12 protein-coding genes and 1 pseudogene are annotated in these 12544 nt (G+C 76.0%); 8 read left to right on the forward strand and 5 right to left on the reverse strand.

What is annotated here, in order from left to right; all coding sequences use genetic code 11:
* Positions 1-11: 11 nt before the first annotated feature.
* Positions 12-2900, reverse strand: a pseudogene (locus tag ACZ5NJ_RS12230) (HAMP domain-containing protein); the annotation flags it as partial.
* Between the two features lie 294 nt (positions 2901-3194).
* On the opposite strand from ACZ5NJ_RS12230, the gene ACZ5NJ_RS12235 reads away from it, so the two are divergent.
* The 7 genes from ACZ5NJ_RS12235 to ACZ5NJ_RS12265 are packed head-to-tail and all read left to right on the forward strand — an operon-like array spanning position 3195 to position 7625.
* Positions 3195-3686: a hypothetical protein gene (locus ACZ5NJ_RS12235; RefSeq protein WP_468764689.1), complete on the forward strand. Its 492-nt coding sequence runs from the start codon at positions 3195-3197 to the stop codon at positions 3684-3686.
* Complete coding sequence (locus ACZ5NJ_RS12240) at positions 3683-4015, forward strand: MrpF/PhaF family protein (RefSeq protein ID WP_468764691.1); 333 nt, start codon at positions 3683-3685, stop codon at positions 4013-4015. Before ACZ5NJ_RS12235 ends, ACZ5NJ_RS12240 begins: the two co-directional genes overlap by 4 nt.
* Positions 4002-4310, forward strand: coding sequence for a monovalent cation/H(+) antiporter subunit G (locus ACZ5NJ_RS12245; protein WP_468764693.1), 309 nt, complete (start codon positions 4002-4004; stop codon positions 4308-4310). The genes ACZ5NJ_RS12240 and ACZ5NJ_RS12245 overlap by 14 nt, the downstream gene beginning before the upstream one ends.
* On the forward strand, positions 4307-4615 hold the full coding sequence (locus ACZ5NJ_RS12250; RefSeq protein ID WP_468764695.1) for a hydrogenase subunit MbhD domain-containing protein: 309 nt from the start codon (positions 4307-4309) through the stop codon (positions 4613-4615). The genes ACZ5NJ_RS12245 and ACZ5NJ_RS12250 overlap by 4 nt, the downstream gene beginning before the upstream one ends.
* Positions 4612-5340, forward strand: coding sequence for an MnhB domain-containing protein (locus ACZ5NJ_RS12255; RefSeq protein WP_468764698.1), 729 nt, complete (start codon positions 4612-4614; stop codon positions 5338-5340). Before ACZ5NJ_RS12250 ends, ACZ5NJ_RS12255 begins: the two co-directional genes overlap by 4 nt.
* Complete coding sequence (locus tag ACZ5NJ_RS12260) at positions 5337-5726, forward strand: NADH-quinone oxidoreductase subunit K (protein WP_468764700.1); 390 nt, start codon at positions 5337-5339, stop codon at positions 5724-5726. Before ACZ5NJ_RS12255 ends, ACZ5NJ_RS12260 begins: the two co-directional genes overlap by 4 nt.
* A gap of 33 nt (positions 5727-5759) precedes the next feature.
* The gene (locus tag ACZ5NJ_RS12265) at positions 5760-7625 is read left to right on the forward strand and encodes a complex I subunit 5 family protein (protein ID WP_468764702.1); all 1866 of its coding nucleotides are present in this window, start codon (positions 5760-5762) and stop codon (positions 7623-7625) included.
* Between the two features lie 7 nt (positions 7626-7632).
* Here ACZ5NJ_RS12265 and ACZ5NJ_RS12270 read toward each other — a convergent pair whose 3' ends face one another.
* Positions 7633-8733, reverse strand: coding sequence for a carboxylate-amine ligase (locus ACZ5NJ_RS12270; protein WP_468764704.1), 1101 nt, complete (start codon positions 8731-8733; stop codon positions 7633-7635).
* A gap of 67 nt (positions 8734-8800) precedes the next feature.
* Positions 8801-9022, reverse strand: coding sequence for a hypothetical protein (locus ACZ5NJ_RS12275; RefSeq protein WP_468764706.1), 222 nt, complete (start codon positions 9020-9022; stop codon positions 8801-8803).
* Positions 9023-9214: 192 nt separating this feature from the next.
* On the opposite strand from ACZ5NJ_RS12275, the gene ACZ5NJ_RS12280 reads away from it, so the two are divergent.
* Complete coding sequence (locus ACZ5NJ_RS12280) at positions 9215-11284, forward strand: SpoIIE family protein phosphatase (RefSeq protein ID WP_468764708.1); 2070 nt, start codon at positions 9215-9217, stop codon at positions 11282-11284.
* Between the two features lie 91 nt (positions 11285-11375).
* On the opposite strand, the gene ACZ5NJ_RS12285 is transcribed toward ACZ5NJ_RS12280, so the two are convergent.
* Positions 11376-12014 (reverse strand): DUF305 domain-containing protein, encoded by a 639-nt coding sequence (locus ACZ5NJ_RS12285; protein ID WP_468764710.1) that lies wholly within the window; start codon positions 12012-12014, stop codon positions 11376-11378.
* A gap of 68 nt (positions 12015-12082) precedes the next feature.
* On the reverse strand, positions 12083-12514 hold the full coding sequence (locus tag ACZ5NJ_RS12290; protein WP_468764712.1) for a DUF6153 family protein: 432 nt from the start codon (positions 12512-12514) through the stop codon (positions 12083-12085).
* Positions 12515-12544: the final 30 nt, after the last annotated feature.

Consider the following 12544-nt stretch of genomic DNA (forward strand, 5'->3'; position numbering starts at 1 on the left):
CCGGCGGCTCCTCAGCGGGGCGTCAGCCAGGTGCGCAGGGCGGTGAGCAGCCGGTCGGGCGCCACGGGCTTGACCACGTAGTCGGACGCCCCGGCGGCCAGCGCCTCCGCCCGGTCGCCCGGCATCGCCTTCGCGGTCACCACCACCACGGGCAGCTCCGCCAGCCGGGGCATGGCGCGGATGGCCCGGGTGGTGGCGTAGCCGTCGAGGCCGGCCATCATCAGGTCCATGACGACCAGGTCGACCTCCGGGTGCGCGGCCAGCAGCCGGATCCCGGCCTCGCCGTTGTCGGCGGTCAGCACCTGCATGCCCGCCGACTTGAGCACCTCGGTGAGGGCGTAGACGTTGCGGTTGTCGTCGTCGACCAGGAGCACCGTCCGGTCCCGCAGGCCCTCCTCGTCCACGGGCTCCGCCAGGGGCGCCACGGGGGCGCCGTCGTCCTGCTCCTCGGCGGCCCGGCCCGGGGCCGGCCGGGACTGCGCCCTGCCGTCGTGCTCCGGCAGGTAGAGGGTGAAGCAGCTGCCCCGGCCCATCGTGCTCTCGGCGGTGATGGTCCCGCCGAGCAGCTTGGAGACCTCGCGGCTGATGGACAGGCCCAGCCCGGTGCCGCCGTACGCCCGGTCGACGCCGGTGTCGCCCTGCTGGAAGGCGTCGAAGACCGATTCCAGCTGTTCGGCGGCGATGCCGATGCCGGTGTCGATGACGCGGAAGGCCAGGACGGGGCCCGTGCCCCGCAGCGGGTCGGGCACCTCCTGCGGGGTGGTCTGCTGCACCCGCAGGGAGACCCCGCCGGTCCGGGTGAACTTCAGGGCGTTCGAGACCAGGTTGCGCAGCACCTGGCGCAGCCGGGCCTCGTCGGTGACCAGTCCCTCGCCCGCCGACGGGGCCCGGCTGACGGTGAACTCCAGTCCCCGCTCGTCGGCGACGGGCCGGAAGGTGACGTCCACGTAGTCCAGGACGCGCTGGAGGGACACCGGCTCCGGGTGCACGTCCATCCGCCCGGCCTCCACCTTGGACAGGTCGAGGATGTCGTTGATCAGCTGGAGCAGGTCGGAGCCGGCCGAGTGGATGACGGCCGCGTAGTCCGCCTGCTTCTCCGTCAGGTTGCCCTCGGCGTTCTGCGCGAGCAACTGCGCCAGGATCAGCAGGCTGTTGAGCGGGGTGCGCAGCTCGTGGCTCATGTTGGCCAGGAACTCCGACTTGTAGAGGGAGGCCCGGGCCAGTTCCTGGGCGCGTTCCTCCAGTTCCTGGCGGGCCTGCTCGATCTGGTGGTTCTTCCGCTCGATGTCGCGGTTGCGGTCGGCCAGCAGGGCCGCCTTGTCCTGGAGCTCCGCGTTGCTGCGCTGGAGTTCGCGCTGGCGGGCCTGGAGTTCCCCCGACCGCGCGCTCAGCTCCGCCGTCAGCAGCTGGGAGCGCTCCAGCAGTTCGTCGGTGCGGGCGTTGGCGGTCAGGGAGCTGACGTTGACGCCCAGCAGCTCCGTGCACTGCTCCAGGAAGTCGCGGTGCAGGGGGGCGAACGGGCGCAGCGAGGCCAGCTCCAGGGCGCCGAGCACCTGCCCCTCGAAGACGATGGGCAGCACGATCAGGGTGCAGGGGTCGGCGGAGCCCGTGCCGGTGAGGACCGGCGCGTAGCCCGGCGGCAGTTCGTCCACGACCAGCACCCGGTGGTCGGCGGCGGCCTGGCCGACCAGCGACTGGCCCACGTGGAAGCGGCGGGAGGCGGCCGTCGGGTCGTCGGGCAGCCCGTACGCGGCGATGGCGACGAGTTCCGGGCCGCCGGTGCCCTCGCCGCCGTCGGCGCCGTCCTGGGCCAGGAAGAAGCAGCCGTACTGGGCGTGGACCAGCGGCGGCAGCTCGCGCATGATCAGGCGGGCCACCGTGGTCAGGTCGCGCCGGCCCTGGATCCCGCCGGAGATCCGCGCGAGCTGGGTCTTGAGCCAGTCCTTCTCCTCGTTGGCCCGGGTGGTCGCGCGCAACGACTCCACCATGGAGTTGATGTTGTCCTTGAGTGCCCCCACCTCCCCGGGTGCCTCGACCGCGACGGTACGGGTCAGGTCGCCGCGGGCCACGGCGCTGGTGACCTCGGCGATGGCCCGGACCTGGCGGGTCAGGTTGCCCGCGAGCTCGTTGACGTTCTCGGTGAGCCGGCGCCAGGTGCCGGACACGTCGGCCACCTCCGCCTGGCCGCCGAGCCGGCCCTCGCTGCCGACCTCCCGGGCCACCCGGGTCACCTCTGCGGCGAACGAACCCAGCTGGTCGACCATCGTGTTGATGGTCGTCTTCAGCTCCAGGATCTCCCCGCGGGCGTCGACGTCGATCTTGCGGGTCAGGTCGCCCTCGGCGACGGCCGTGGTGACCTGCGCGATGTTGCGGACCTGGTTGGTGAGGTTGTCGGCCATCGAGTTCACGTTGTTGGTGAGGTCCATCCAGGTGCCCGAGACGCCGTGGACGGTGGCCTGGCCGCCCAGGTTCCCCTCCGTGCCGACCTCGCGGGCCACGCGGGTGACCTCCTCCGCGAACGAGGACAGCCGCTCGACCATCGTGTTGATGGTCTCCTTCAGCTCCAGGATCTCCCCGCGCGCGTCCACCCTGATCTTCTGCGTCAGGTCGCCCCGGGCCACCGCCGTGGCCACCTGGGAGATGTTGCGCACCTGCGAGGTCAGGTTGCCGGCCATGCTGTTGACGGCGTCGGTGAGCTCCCGCCAGACGCCCCCGACGGGCGGTACGCGCGCCTGCCCGCCGAGCCGCCCCTCGCCGCCGACCTCCTGGGCCACCCGGGTGACCTCGGTGGTGACCTGGGACAGCTGGGCGACCATGCCGTTGAAGACGGCCGCGATGTTTCCGGGCAGGCCGCCGGCGTCCTCCGGAAGCCGGGTGTCCAGATTGCCGTCGCGGACCGCCATCAGGCCCGCCAGCAACTGCTCCAGCGTTCTGTCTGTCTCGTCCATGGTCAGTCCCGAAGAGGAGCCGTCGCCTCCACTGTGACACGGGTGGGTCCCGTCCGGGCTTTTGCCCGCGCCGGGCGCGCGTACTCCGTACCGGTGAGGTGACGCCCGCCGCACGGCGTGCCTCCCGCCCGGCCGGGGCTCCGCGCGGGGCAGGGCGGTAGACCTGGCTCGGCAGGCGGGAACCGGGCACCGGGGACCCGTCGGACGGACGGAAGCACGGGCGGACGGGCGGGGAGGCGGGGCGCGATGGCGGGTACGGCGACGGGTGCGGCGGCCACGGCCGCGGCGGAGCTGTTCGGGTGGTGGGCGGCGGCCCTCGTCCTCCAGGTGCTGTTCGTCAGCACCCTGTCCTGGCCCGAACTGGCCGTCGCCGCCGCCGGCTCCCTCCTGGCCGCCGCGGCCGCCCGCGCGGTACGGCGCGCCGCGGCCGCCCGGACCGGCGGCCGCGCCCGGCTCCTCACCGCCCTGCTGCTGTTCCCCGGCGCCCTGCTCGCCGACACCGGCCGGCTGGCCGCCGCCACCGCGCGCGTCCTGCGCGGCCACCGCGTCACCGGCCGGTTCCACACCGTGCGCCTGCGCCGGGGCAGCGGAACGGCCTGGGTCTGCGGACTGCTCTCCGCCACCCCCGGCCTGTACGTCGTCGACCTCGAACCGGGCGGCCCCACCGCGCTCGCCCACACCCTGCCCGGCCGCCGCACCGCCCTGGAGAAGGCCCTGACCAGCGGCGGCCGCGGATGAGCGGGGGCACGGGAGAGGCGTGGAACGTCTGGCTCGGCGCCGCCGCCGTGCTGCTCCTCCTCGGTCTGCCGCCCGGCCTCGTGGCCGGCTGCCGGGGCACACCGCCGGAGCGGCTGGCCGGCCTGGCCCTGACCGGCACCACCGCCACCGCCGTCCTGCTCCTGGCCGCGCGGGGCTTCGGCCGCAGCGGCTACGAGGACCTCGCCCTGGTCCTGGCCGTCCTGGGCCCGGTCGGCGTCCTGGTCTTCGCCCGCGTCCTGCGCCGCCCCCACGGCGGCCGGACCGGCCCGGCGCGGCCGGGGAAGAGGGGTGACGATGGGACCCCGTGAGGTCTGCGCCGCCGTCCTGCTCGCCGCCGGAACCGGCGTCCTGCTCCTGTCGGGAGCCGCCCTGCTGGCCCTGCCCCGGCCCTACGCGCGGCTGCACGCCCTGTCGCCCGCCTCCTCCCTCGGCGCCCCGCTGTGCGCCCTCGCCCTCGCGGTGGCCGCCGGGCCCGGCCGCGAGGCGGGCAAACTGCTGGTCGTGGCCGCGCTGACGGTGCTGGGCGGCACCCTCACCACCCTCGCGGTCGGCCGCTCCACCGCCGTGGACGAGGGCCGCGTCCCCGGGGACTCCCCGCCGTGACCCCCTCCGGGCTCCTCGTCGACGCCACCGTGCTGCTGGTCGCCGCCGTCGCCACCGCGGCCGCCCGCACCCGCGACCCCGTCCGCCAGGCCGTCGTGCTCAGCCAGCTCGGACTGCTCCTCGCGCTCCTGTTCACCTTCCTCCAGGCCCCCGACGTGGCCCTGTCCCAGCTGGCCGTGGGCACCGTCGTCACCCCGCTGCTGATCCTGCTGACCGTCTGCAGGATCCGCCGCCGGCCCGGCGCGGGCCCGGGCGCGGGCGCCGGCACCGGCGCGGGGCGGCGCGGCCGGGACGGGAACCGGTGAGCCGCACCGCGCGCACCCTGCTGTTCTGGTGCGCGGCCGCGGCCATCGCCCTCTGCTACGGCACCGCCTGCGGGTACCTGCCCGCGTTCGGCGGACCGTTCCACCCCTACGCCGACCGGGCCGTCCCCACCGCCCTGGCCCGCCGGACCGCGAACGCCGTCGCCTCCGTCAACTTCGACCAGCGCGGATTCGACACCCTCGGCGAGGAGTTCATCCTCTTCACCGCCGTCCTCGGCGCCGCGGTCGTGCTGCGCCGGGCCCGCGACGAACACGTCGTCAGCCCCCGCCCCGGCCGCGTCCTGTCCACCGTCCGGCTGGCCGGCACCGTCCTGCTGCCCGTCGCCCTGGTCACCGGCGTGTACGTCGTCGCCCACGGGCAGCTCACCCCCGGCGGCGGCTTCCAGGGCGGGGTCGTCCTCGCCACCGGGCTCCACGTCGCCTACCTGGCGGCCGACTACCGCGCCCTGCGCGCCGTCCGGCCCCGGACCGTCCTCGACCTCGCCGACGCGATGGCCGCCGGCGCCTTCGCCGCCCTCGGGCTGGCCGGCCTGGCCTGGGGCTCGGCCTACCTGGAGAACGTCCTGCCCTGGGGCACGCCGGGCCGGATCACCTCCGGCGGCATCGTGCCCCTGCTCAACGCGGCCGTCGGGGTGGAGGTCGGCTCCGCCCTCGTCGTGCTCCTCGCCGCCTTCCTCGACCAGGCCCTGGAGATCGAAGCCGGATGACCCCGACCCACCTGGCGGCCGCCCCGACGACCGGCCCCGCCACCGACCCCCTGCCCTACCTCGCCGCCGGCTGGATCCTCCTGGCCGGCCTCCACGGCCTGGTCACCAGCCGCCACGCGGTGCACGCCATCGGCTGCCTGAGCGTGCTCCAGTCCGGCACGTACGTCCTGCTGCTGGCCGTCGGCTACCGCCGCGGCGGCACCGCCCCGTACTTCACCGACATCCCGCCCGGCACCCCTGTGACCGACCCCGTCGCCCACGCCCTCACCCTGACCGACGTCGTCGTCGGCGCCGCCGTCAGCGCCCTGCTCCTCGCCCTCGTCCTGCAGACCGCCAAACGGCACGGCACCGCCGACCCCGACGCCCTCACCGGCCTCAAGGGCTGAGGCCCGGCCCCCGCCATGCCCCACGCCCCCGCCATGCCCCACGCCCCCGCCCTGCTCCCGCTCACCGTCGCCTGGCCGCTGCTCGGAGCGGTCCTGCTCGCCGGCCCCGGCCGGTGGCTGACCCGGCTCGCCGCCGACGCCCTCGCCACCGCCTGGGCCACCGCCCAACTCGCCCTGCTCGCCGGGCTGTGGGCCGCCGCCGGCGACGGCCGCATCATCGGCTGGGTCGCCGGCTGGACCCCGTCCGGCGGCCACAGCGTCGGCATCGTCCTCGCCGCCGACCGCATCGGCACCGGACTGGCGCTCCTCGCGGCCGCGCTCGTCCTGGCCGCCCTCGGCTACTCCTGGCGCTACTTCGACGAACCGGAGACCGAGCAGGGCCGCGGCGGCGCCTTCCCGGCCCTGCTCCTCCTCTTCGAAGCCGGCATGTGCGGGTTCGCCCTCACCGGCGACCTGTTCGACGCCTTCGTCTTCTTCGAGCTGATGGGCGTCGCCGCGTACGCCCTCACCGCCTACCGCGTCGAGGAGCCCCGCCCCCTCCAGGGCGCCCTCGCCTTCGCGCTGACCGGCTCGGTCGCCGGGTACTGCGCCCTGCTCGGCATCGGCCTGCTCTACGCCCGCACCGGCGAACTGGCCCTCGCCAGGATCGGCGAGGCGCTCGACGGACAGCCGGCCGGACCGGTGGGCGCCGCGGCGTTCGCCCTGATCGCCACCGCCATGCTGGTCAAGGCCGCCGCCGTGCCCTTCCACTTCTGGCTGCCCGACGCCCACGCCGAAGCCCCCTCCCCGGTGTGCATGCTGCTGTCCGGGGTCATGGTCGAACTCGGGCTCTACGGGCTGCTGCGCGTCTACTGGACGGTCTTCTCCGGCCCCGGCGGCATCCCCGCCGAAGCCTTCCGCACCACCTTCCTCGTCCTCGGCGCGCTGACCGCGCTGACCGGCGGGGTGCTCTGCTGGCAGCAGCGGCACCTCAAACGGATGCTCGCCTACTCCACCGTCGGGCACATGGGGCTGTTCCTGTGCGCCGCCGCCCTGCTTACCCCCGCGGGCACCGCCGGAGCCGCCCTGTACGCCCTCGGCCACGCCGGGGCCAAGGCCGCCCTGTTCGCACTCGTCGGCGTACTCCTCGACCGGTTCGGCTCGGTCGACGAGCACGGACTGCACGGCCGCGGCCGCGACCTCGTGGCGGCCGGAGCCCTGACCGTGGCCGGAGCGCTGGCACTGGGCGGCCTGCCGCCCTTCGGCACCGGCCTCGGCAAAGCGGTCGCCGAGCACGCCACGGCCCGCGAGGCCCCCTGGCTGCTGCCGGTGTTCCTGCTGGTCCCGGCCGTCACGGCGGGCGCCGTCCTGCGGGCCGCGCTGCGCGTGTTCGCCGGCGCCGGGACGACGCCCCGGCAACGGCACGCGGGCCCCGAGACCACCGGAAGCGGCGAGGAGCCCGAGGTACGGGACCCCAGCCGGCGGGTGCCGCGCGTCATGCTCGTCGTCCCCGCCCTGCTGCTCGCCGCCTCGCTGGCCGTCGGCCTGCTGCCCGGGCTCGCGCACCGGGTCGCGGAGGCCGCCGCCCGGTTCTGCGACCCGGCCGGCTACGCCGCCGCGGTGACCGGAGGCACATCCGCCGCGCCGGGCCCGCCGGTGCCCGCGGCCGACTGGACGGCCACCGGGGCCCTGCTGGGCCTGGCCGGCACCGTGCTCGCGGCGGCCCTGGCCGCCGCCGCGCTGTGGGGGCCGGCCCTGGGCGGGCCGGCGGCCCGGGCGGTACGGGCGACCGCCGACCGTGCCACCGCCCTCGCGGTGGTGCCGCTGCGGCGCCTGCACTCCGGGCACGTCGGGGACTACGTCGCCTGGCTCGCCGCCGGGCTGGCCGTGCTGATGGTGGTGTTCACCCTGTGCGCCTGACCCTCCGTCACGAAGCGGCCGTGGCGGTGGCGAGGGCGTCGACGACCTCGGCGAGACGGCCGTGCCGGCGCAGCACGGCGCGCTGCCGGTCGGCCCCGCTGCCCTCGTGGCGCAGCCGGCGCAGCAGGTCCTCGACCAGCGCCAGGTCCCCGGAGGCCTCCAGCCCCGGCGCCGCTCGGGTCAGGAGGCGGTCCACCAGGGTGCCGGCGGGCAGCCGCTCGCCGTTCAGCGGGTCCAGCCCCCAGCCGTGGAGCCCGTCGGCCGCGGCCAGGTCGTGCGCCGCGCGCAGCCGCCGGTCGGAGACCTCGGGGGGCGGCTGGTGGTGTTCGGCCTCGGTGAGCAGGGTTTGGGCGAGGCCCCGTACGAGGGCCGCCAGCAGCACCACAGTGTCGAGGTCGGCGTTGGCGTCGGCGACCCGGATCTCCAGGGTGGGCACGTGCTCGGAGGGGCGGGCGTACCAGTACAGCATCCGCCGGTCCATCAGGACCCGGTGCTCGACGAGCGCGGCCACGTACGCCTCGTACTGCGCCTCGCGCATCACCGGGGCGGGGCCGACGGTGGGCCAGCGGGAGAACGCCTTGTAGCGCCAGCTGTCGAACCCGGTGTCACGGCCCAGGACGAAGGGGGAGTTCCCGGTGAGGGACTGGAGGACCGGCAGCCAGGGCCGCATGCGGTGGGACAGGGACAGGGCGGTGGCCCGGTCGATGGTGCCCAGGTGCACGTGGCAGCCGCACACCAGGCCGTCGTACGGCCCCACGAGCGAGGCGAACGCGCGGGCCATGCGGCGGTAGCGGTCGGTGTCGGTGACGGTCAGCGGCCGCAGCGGCGGCACGGCCGGGGTCCCCGTCGCCACCAGCCGGCAGCCGTGCTCCGCCGCGGCCGCACCGGCGACGCGCCGCAGCCGCGCCAGCTCCGCCCGCAGCCCGGCCGTGTCGGCCACGGGCAGGGTGCACACCTCCACCTGGGCGGCGTAGAACTCGGTCTGGACCTGCCCGCCGAGCTCCTCGGCGGCCGCGGCGATCACGGCCGGAGCCCGCTCCGCCGGACGCCTGCCGACCCGGTCGACCAGCAGGAACTCCTCCTCCACTCCCATCGTCAGCGCACGCATCGGGCTCTCCTCGCTCCGGACCCCGCGCATACCCGGGTGCGGGGGAGCGCAGTCCCGCGAGGGCGCGTCAGCGGTCGTCGCGCATGGCGTCCAGGTCCTCGTCCTCCAGGTCCCGCATCACATCGCGCAGCGTCGCGTCCTCCCGGCCCCGCTCGTGCGCCACCTCGCCGGGGCTGCGCGGCCGCCCGCCCGTCCTCGGCTGCCCGGGACCCGGCACCCGGACCCGCCGCCCGCGGCCCTGGTCCTGCTGCCGTTCCCGGTCCCCGCTCCTGTCCTGCCGGCCACTCATCACACGCCCTCCTCACACCCCCCTTCGAACGTACTCCCCGGCGTTTGTCCGTACCGCCCCCGGGCAGACGCCGACGTGCCGCCCCGTGGTCTCGAACGCGGGGCGGACCACGTTGTCGCCGGCCGGGAGGCGGTGGGCTGCGGAGCGGCCCACGATGGAGTGGAACGGGCTCGGGTGTGGGGTGCGTGCCTGATGGACGAGGACATGCAGGTCGACGACCTGATCGACAGCGCGGCGCAGGCCGCCGGCGGCTGGCTGGGCTCCCTGCCGGTCGCCCTGGTGGCCACCAGCGCCACCGGCACGATCGTGCGCTGGAACCAGGTCGCGCAGCAGCTGCTCGGCTACGCGCCGCCGCAGATGCTCGGCCACAACATCGCCGACCTCCTCCACCCCGGATCCGACCGCAGCCTCGGCCGCTCCCTGTGGGAGACCGCCGCCACCGGCCGGGGCGTGATGGGCACGGTGACCGCCTGGCACCGCGACGGGCACCCGATGGAGCTGGAGATATGGGCCTCGCCCGTCGCCGACCGGCAGGGGCCCGGCGCCGCCACGGTCCTGGTCTTCGCCGCCGACGCCCCCGCCGCCCGACGCATCCGCGGCTCCTCGGCGGTCTGGGACGGCCTGTTCGCCCGCTCACCCGTCGGCATCGCCATCCTCGACACCCAGCTGCGCTTCCTCCAGGTCAACGCCGCCCTCGAAGCCATGAACGGGCTGCCGGAGTCGGCCCACGTGGGACGCCGCCTCGCCGAGATCCTGCCCGCGGTCAACGCCCGCGACATGGAGGAGGCCATGCTCCGGGTCCTGGAGACCGGCGAGCCGGTCCTGGACCTGCGCCGCGTCGGGCGGACCCCGGCCGAACCGGACCAGGACCGGGTGTGGTCCTGCTCCTACGTACGGGTCGAGGACCCCGCCCACATGCCCATCGGCGTCATCGCCTCCCTCGTCGACGTCACCGAACAGCAGCGCGACCACGTCGAGGCGGCGGCGGGCCGGCGCCGCCTCGCCCTGCTCAGCGAGGCCAGCATCCGGATGGGCTCCAGCCTGGACCTGGAGCGCACCGCGCAGGAACTCGCCGACCTCGCCGTGCCGCGCCTCGCCGACGCCGTCACCGTCGACGTCCTCGACTCCCTGGCCCGCGGGGACGAGCCCGGCATGGGCCTCACCGGCGGCGTGGCCCTGCGGCGGCTGGGCCGCGCCCCGCTCGGCGGATCCCGGGTGACGGACATCCTCGCCCCCCTCGGCCGGACCCTCCTCTTCCCCGCGACCGCCCCCTACACCCAGGCCCTCGCCGGCCGCCAGCCCTTCCTGGTGGCCCGGCTCGACCGGCAGGCCGTCGCCACCGCCGCCCGGCACACGGCCCGGCCCGCGCAACTGGTCGAGGCGGGCGTCCACTCCTTCGTCATGGCCCCGCTCGTGGCCCGGGACCGGGTCCTCGGCGTCGCCGGTTTCTACCGCACCGGCCCGCTCGGCCCCTTCGGCTCCGAGGACGTCACCCTGGCCGCCGAACTCGCCGCCCGCGCCGCCCTCAGCATCGACAACGCCCGCCTCTACCAGCGCGAGCACGAGACCGCCGTCATCCTCCAGCGCAGCATGCTGCCCCAGCACATCACCCCGCCCCCGGGCATCGCCGTCAGCCACCGCTACCTGCCCGCGAGCGACGTCAACGAGGTCGGCGGCGACTGGTACGACGTGCTGCCCCTGGCCGGCGGCAAGGCCGCCCTGCTGATCGGCGACGTCATGGGCCACGGCATCGGCGCCGCCGCCGTCATGGGCCGGCTGTCCGCCTCCGTACGCTCCCTGGCCCGCCTGGACCTGTCGCCCGTGCGGCTGCTGCACCAGCTGGAGGCCGCCCTGGCCGACCTGGCCGAACCGATGCTCGCCACCTTCCTGTACGTGGTCGTCGACCCCGCCGCCGGCCGCTGCACCGTCACCCGGGCCGGGCATCCCCCGCCCGCCCTGGCCCTCCCCGACGGCACCGTCCGGATCCTCGACACCCCGCCCGGGGTCCCGCTCGGGGTCGGGGGCATCGCCTTCACCCCGACCGAGGTCGACGTGCCGCCGGGCAGCCTCCTCGTCCTCTACACCGACGGCCTGATCGAAGCGCGCGGCAGCGACCTCGACGAGCGGCTGTCCGAACTCACGCAACTCCTCGCGGACCCGCAGCGCCGGCTGGACCACGTGTGCGACTCCCTGATCACCCACCTGGTGCCGGCCGCGGCGGACGACGACATCGCCCTCCTCGTCGCACGGGTGGGTGACTAGACACGGGGGGGTGACCGGAGGGGTCCCGGCGCGGTGTGACGAGGGCCCCGCGGCGGCCGCAAGCGGCGCCGCGGGGCCCTCGGGGCGCGGGTCAGCCCGTGCCGAGGAGGCCGTTCATCCGGGTGATCTCGGCGCTCTGGGAGCCGATGATCGCGGCGGCCATGTCCTTCGCGGGCTGGTAGCCGCCGTCCTTCTGCTCGGTCCTGGCCATGGCCACGGCGCCCTCGTGGTGCTTGACCATCAGCCGCAGGAACGCGGTGTCGAACTCCTTGCCGGAGGCCCGGGTGAGCCGGTCCATCTCCTCGCCCGTCATCATCCCGGACATGGTGTGGCCTGCGTGTCCGCCGCCCTCCGCGGCGGGCACCTGCTCGCCCCAGGCGGTCAGCCAGCCGGACAGGGTCTTGATCTCCGGGTCCTGGGCCCTGCGGATCTCGTCGGCCAGCGCCTTGACCTCGGCCGACTCCGCCCGGGTCGCGGCCAGCGAGGCCATCTCCAGGGCCTGGCGGTGGTGCGGGATCATGCCCTGGGCGAAGGCGGTGTCGGCGCCGTTGTTCGGGCCCGCGCCCCGTGCGGACGCCGACGGGGCCGCGGAGGCGGAGGCGTCGTGGCCGGCGCCGTGCCCGGCGGCGGGGGCGTCGGACTTTCCGCCGCAGGCGGCGAGGACGAAGGCGGCGGTGACGGCCGCGGCCAGCGCGGCGGTACGGCGGATCGGGGAACGCTTGACGTGCATGGTGGTGCTTCTCCTGTACTGGGGCGTGTCGGAACGGGCTCGGCCGGCGGGAACGCCGGGGAGCCGCCCTATATGCGCAGGAGCTGCAGTTCGCTGAGGGAGGGCGGCGCGCGCCCGTACGCCCTCGCCCCGGCCGGTGCCGCGAGCGCGGCCGCCGCCTCGGCGGGGGCCCCGCCGGCGGCGGGCGCGAGGGCGGGCAGGACCGGGGCGGCGCTGGTGCCGGAGGCCGCGCAGGCGGGGTCGGCGTGCCGGGCGTGCCCGCCGCCGGGGCCGTCGTGCGCGGGGCCGCCCGTATGGGCGCAGTCGTCGTCTCCCGGCGCGGCGTGCGCGGTGGCACGGGGGGCGGCCACGGCGTGGGCGGTCGTGGGGGCCGTCGGGTGGGGGAGGCCGCCCGGGCCCAGGCCGTGCATGGCGAGCAGGCCCGTGAGGACCGCCAGGACCAGGAGCGGGAGCGCGGACGGGCCGGAAGGCCTCCGCACGCGTCCCGCTCGCTTCCTCATGCCGGGCATCGTATGCGAGCGCCCGGTGAT

Source organism: Streptomyces sp. NPDC032091, assembly GCF_055580265.1.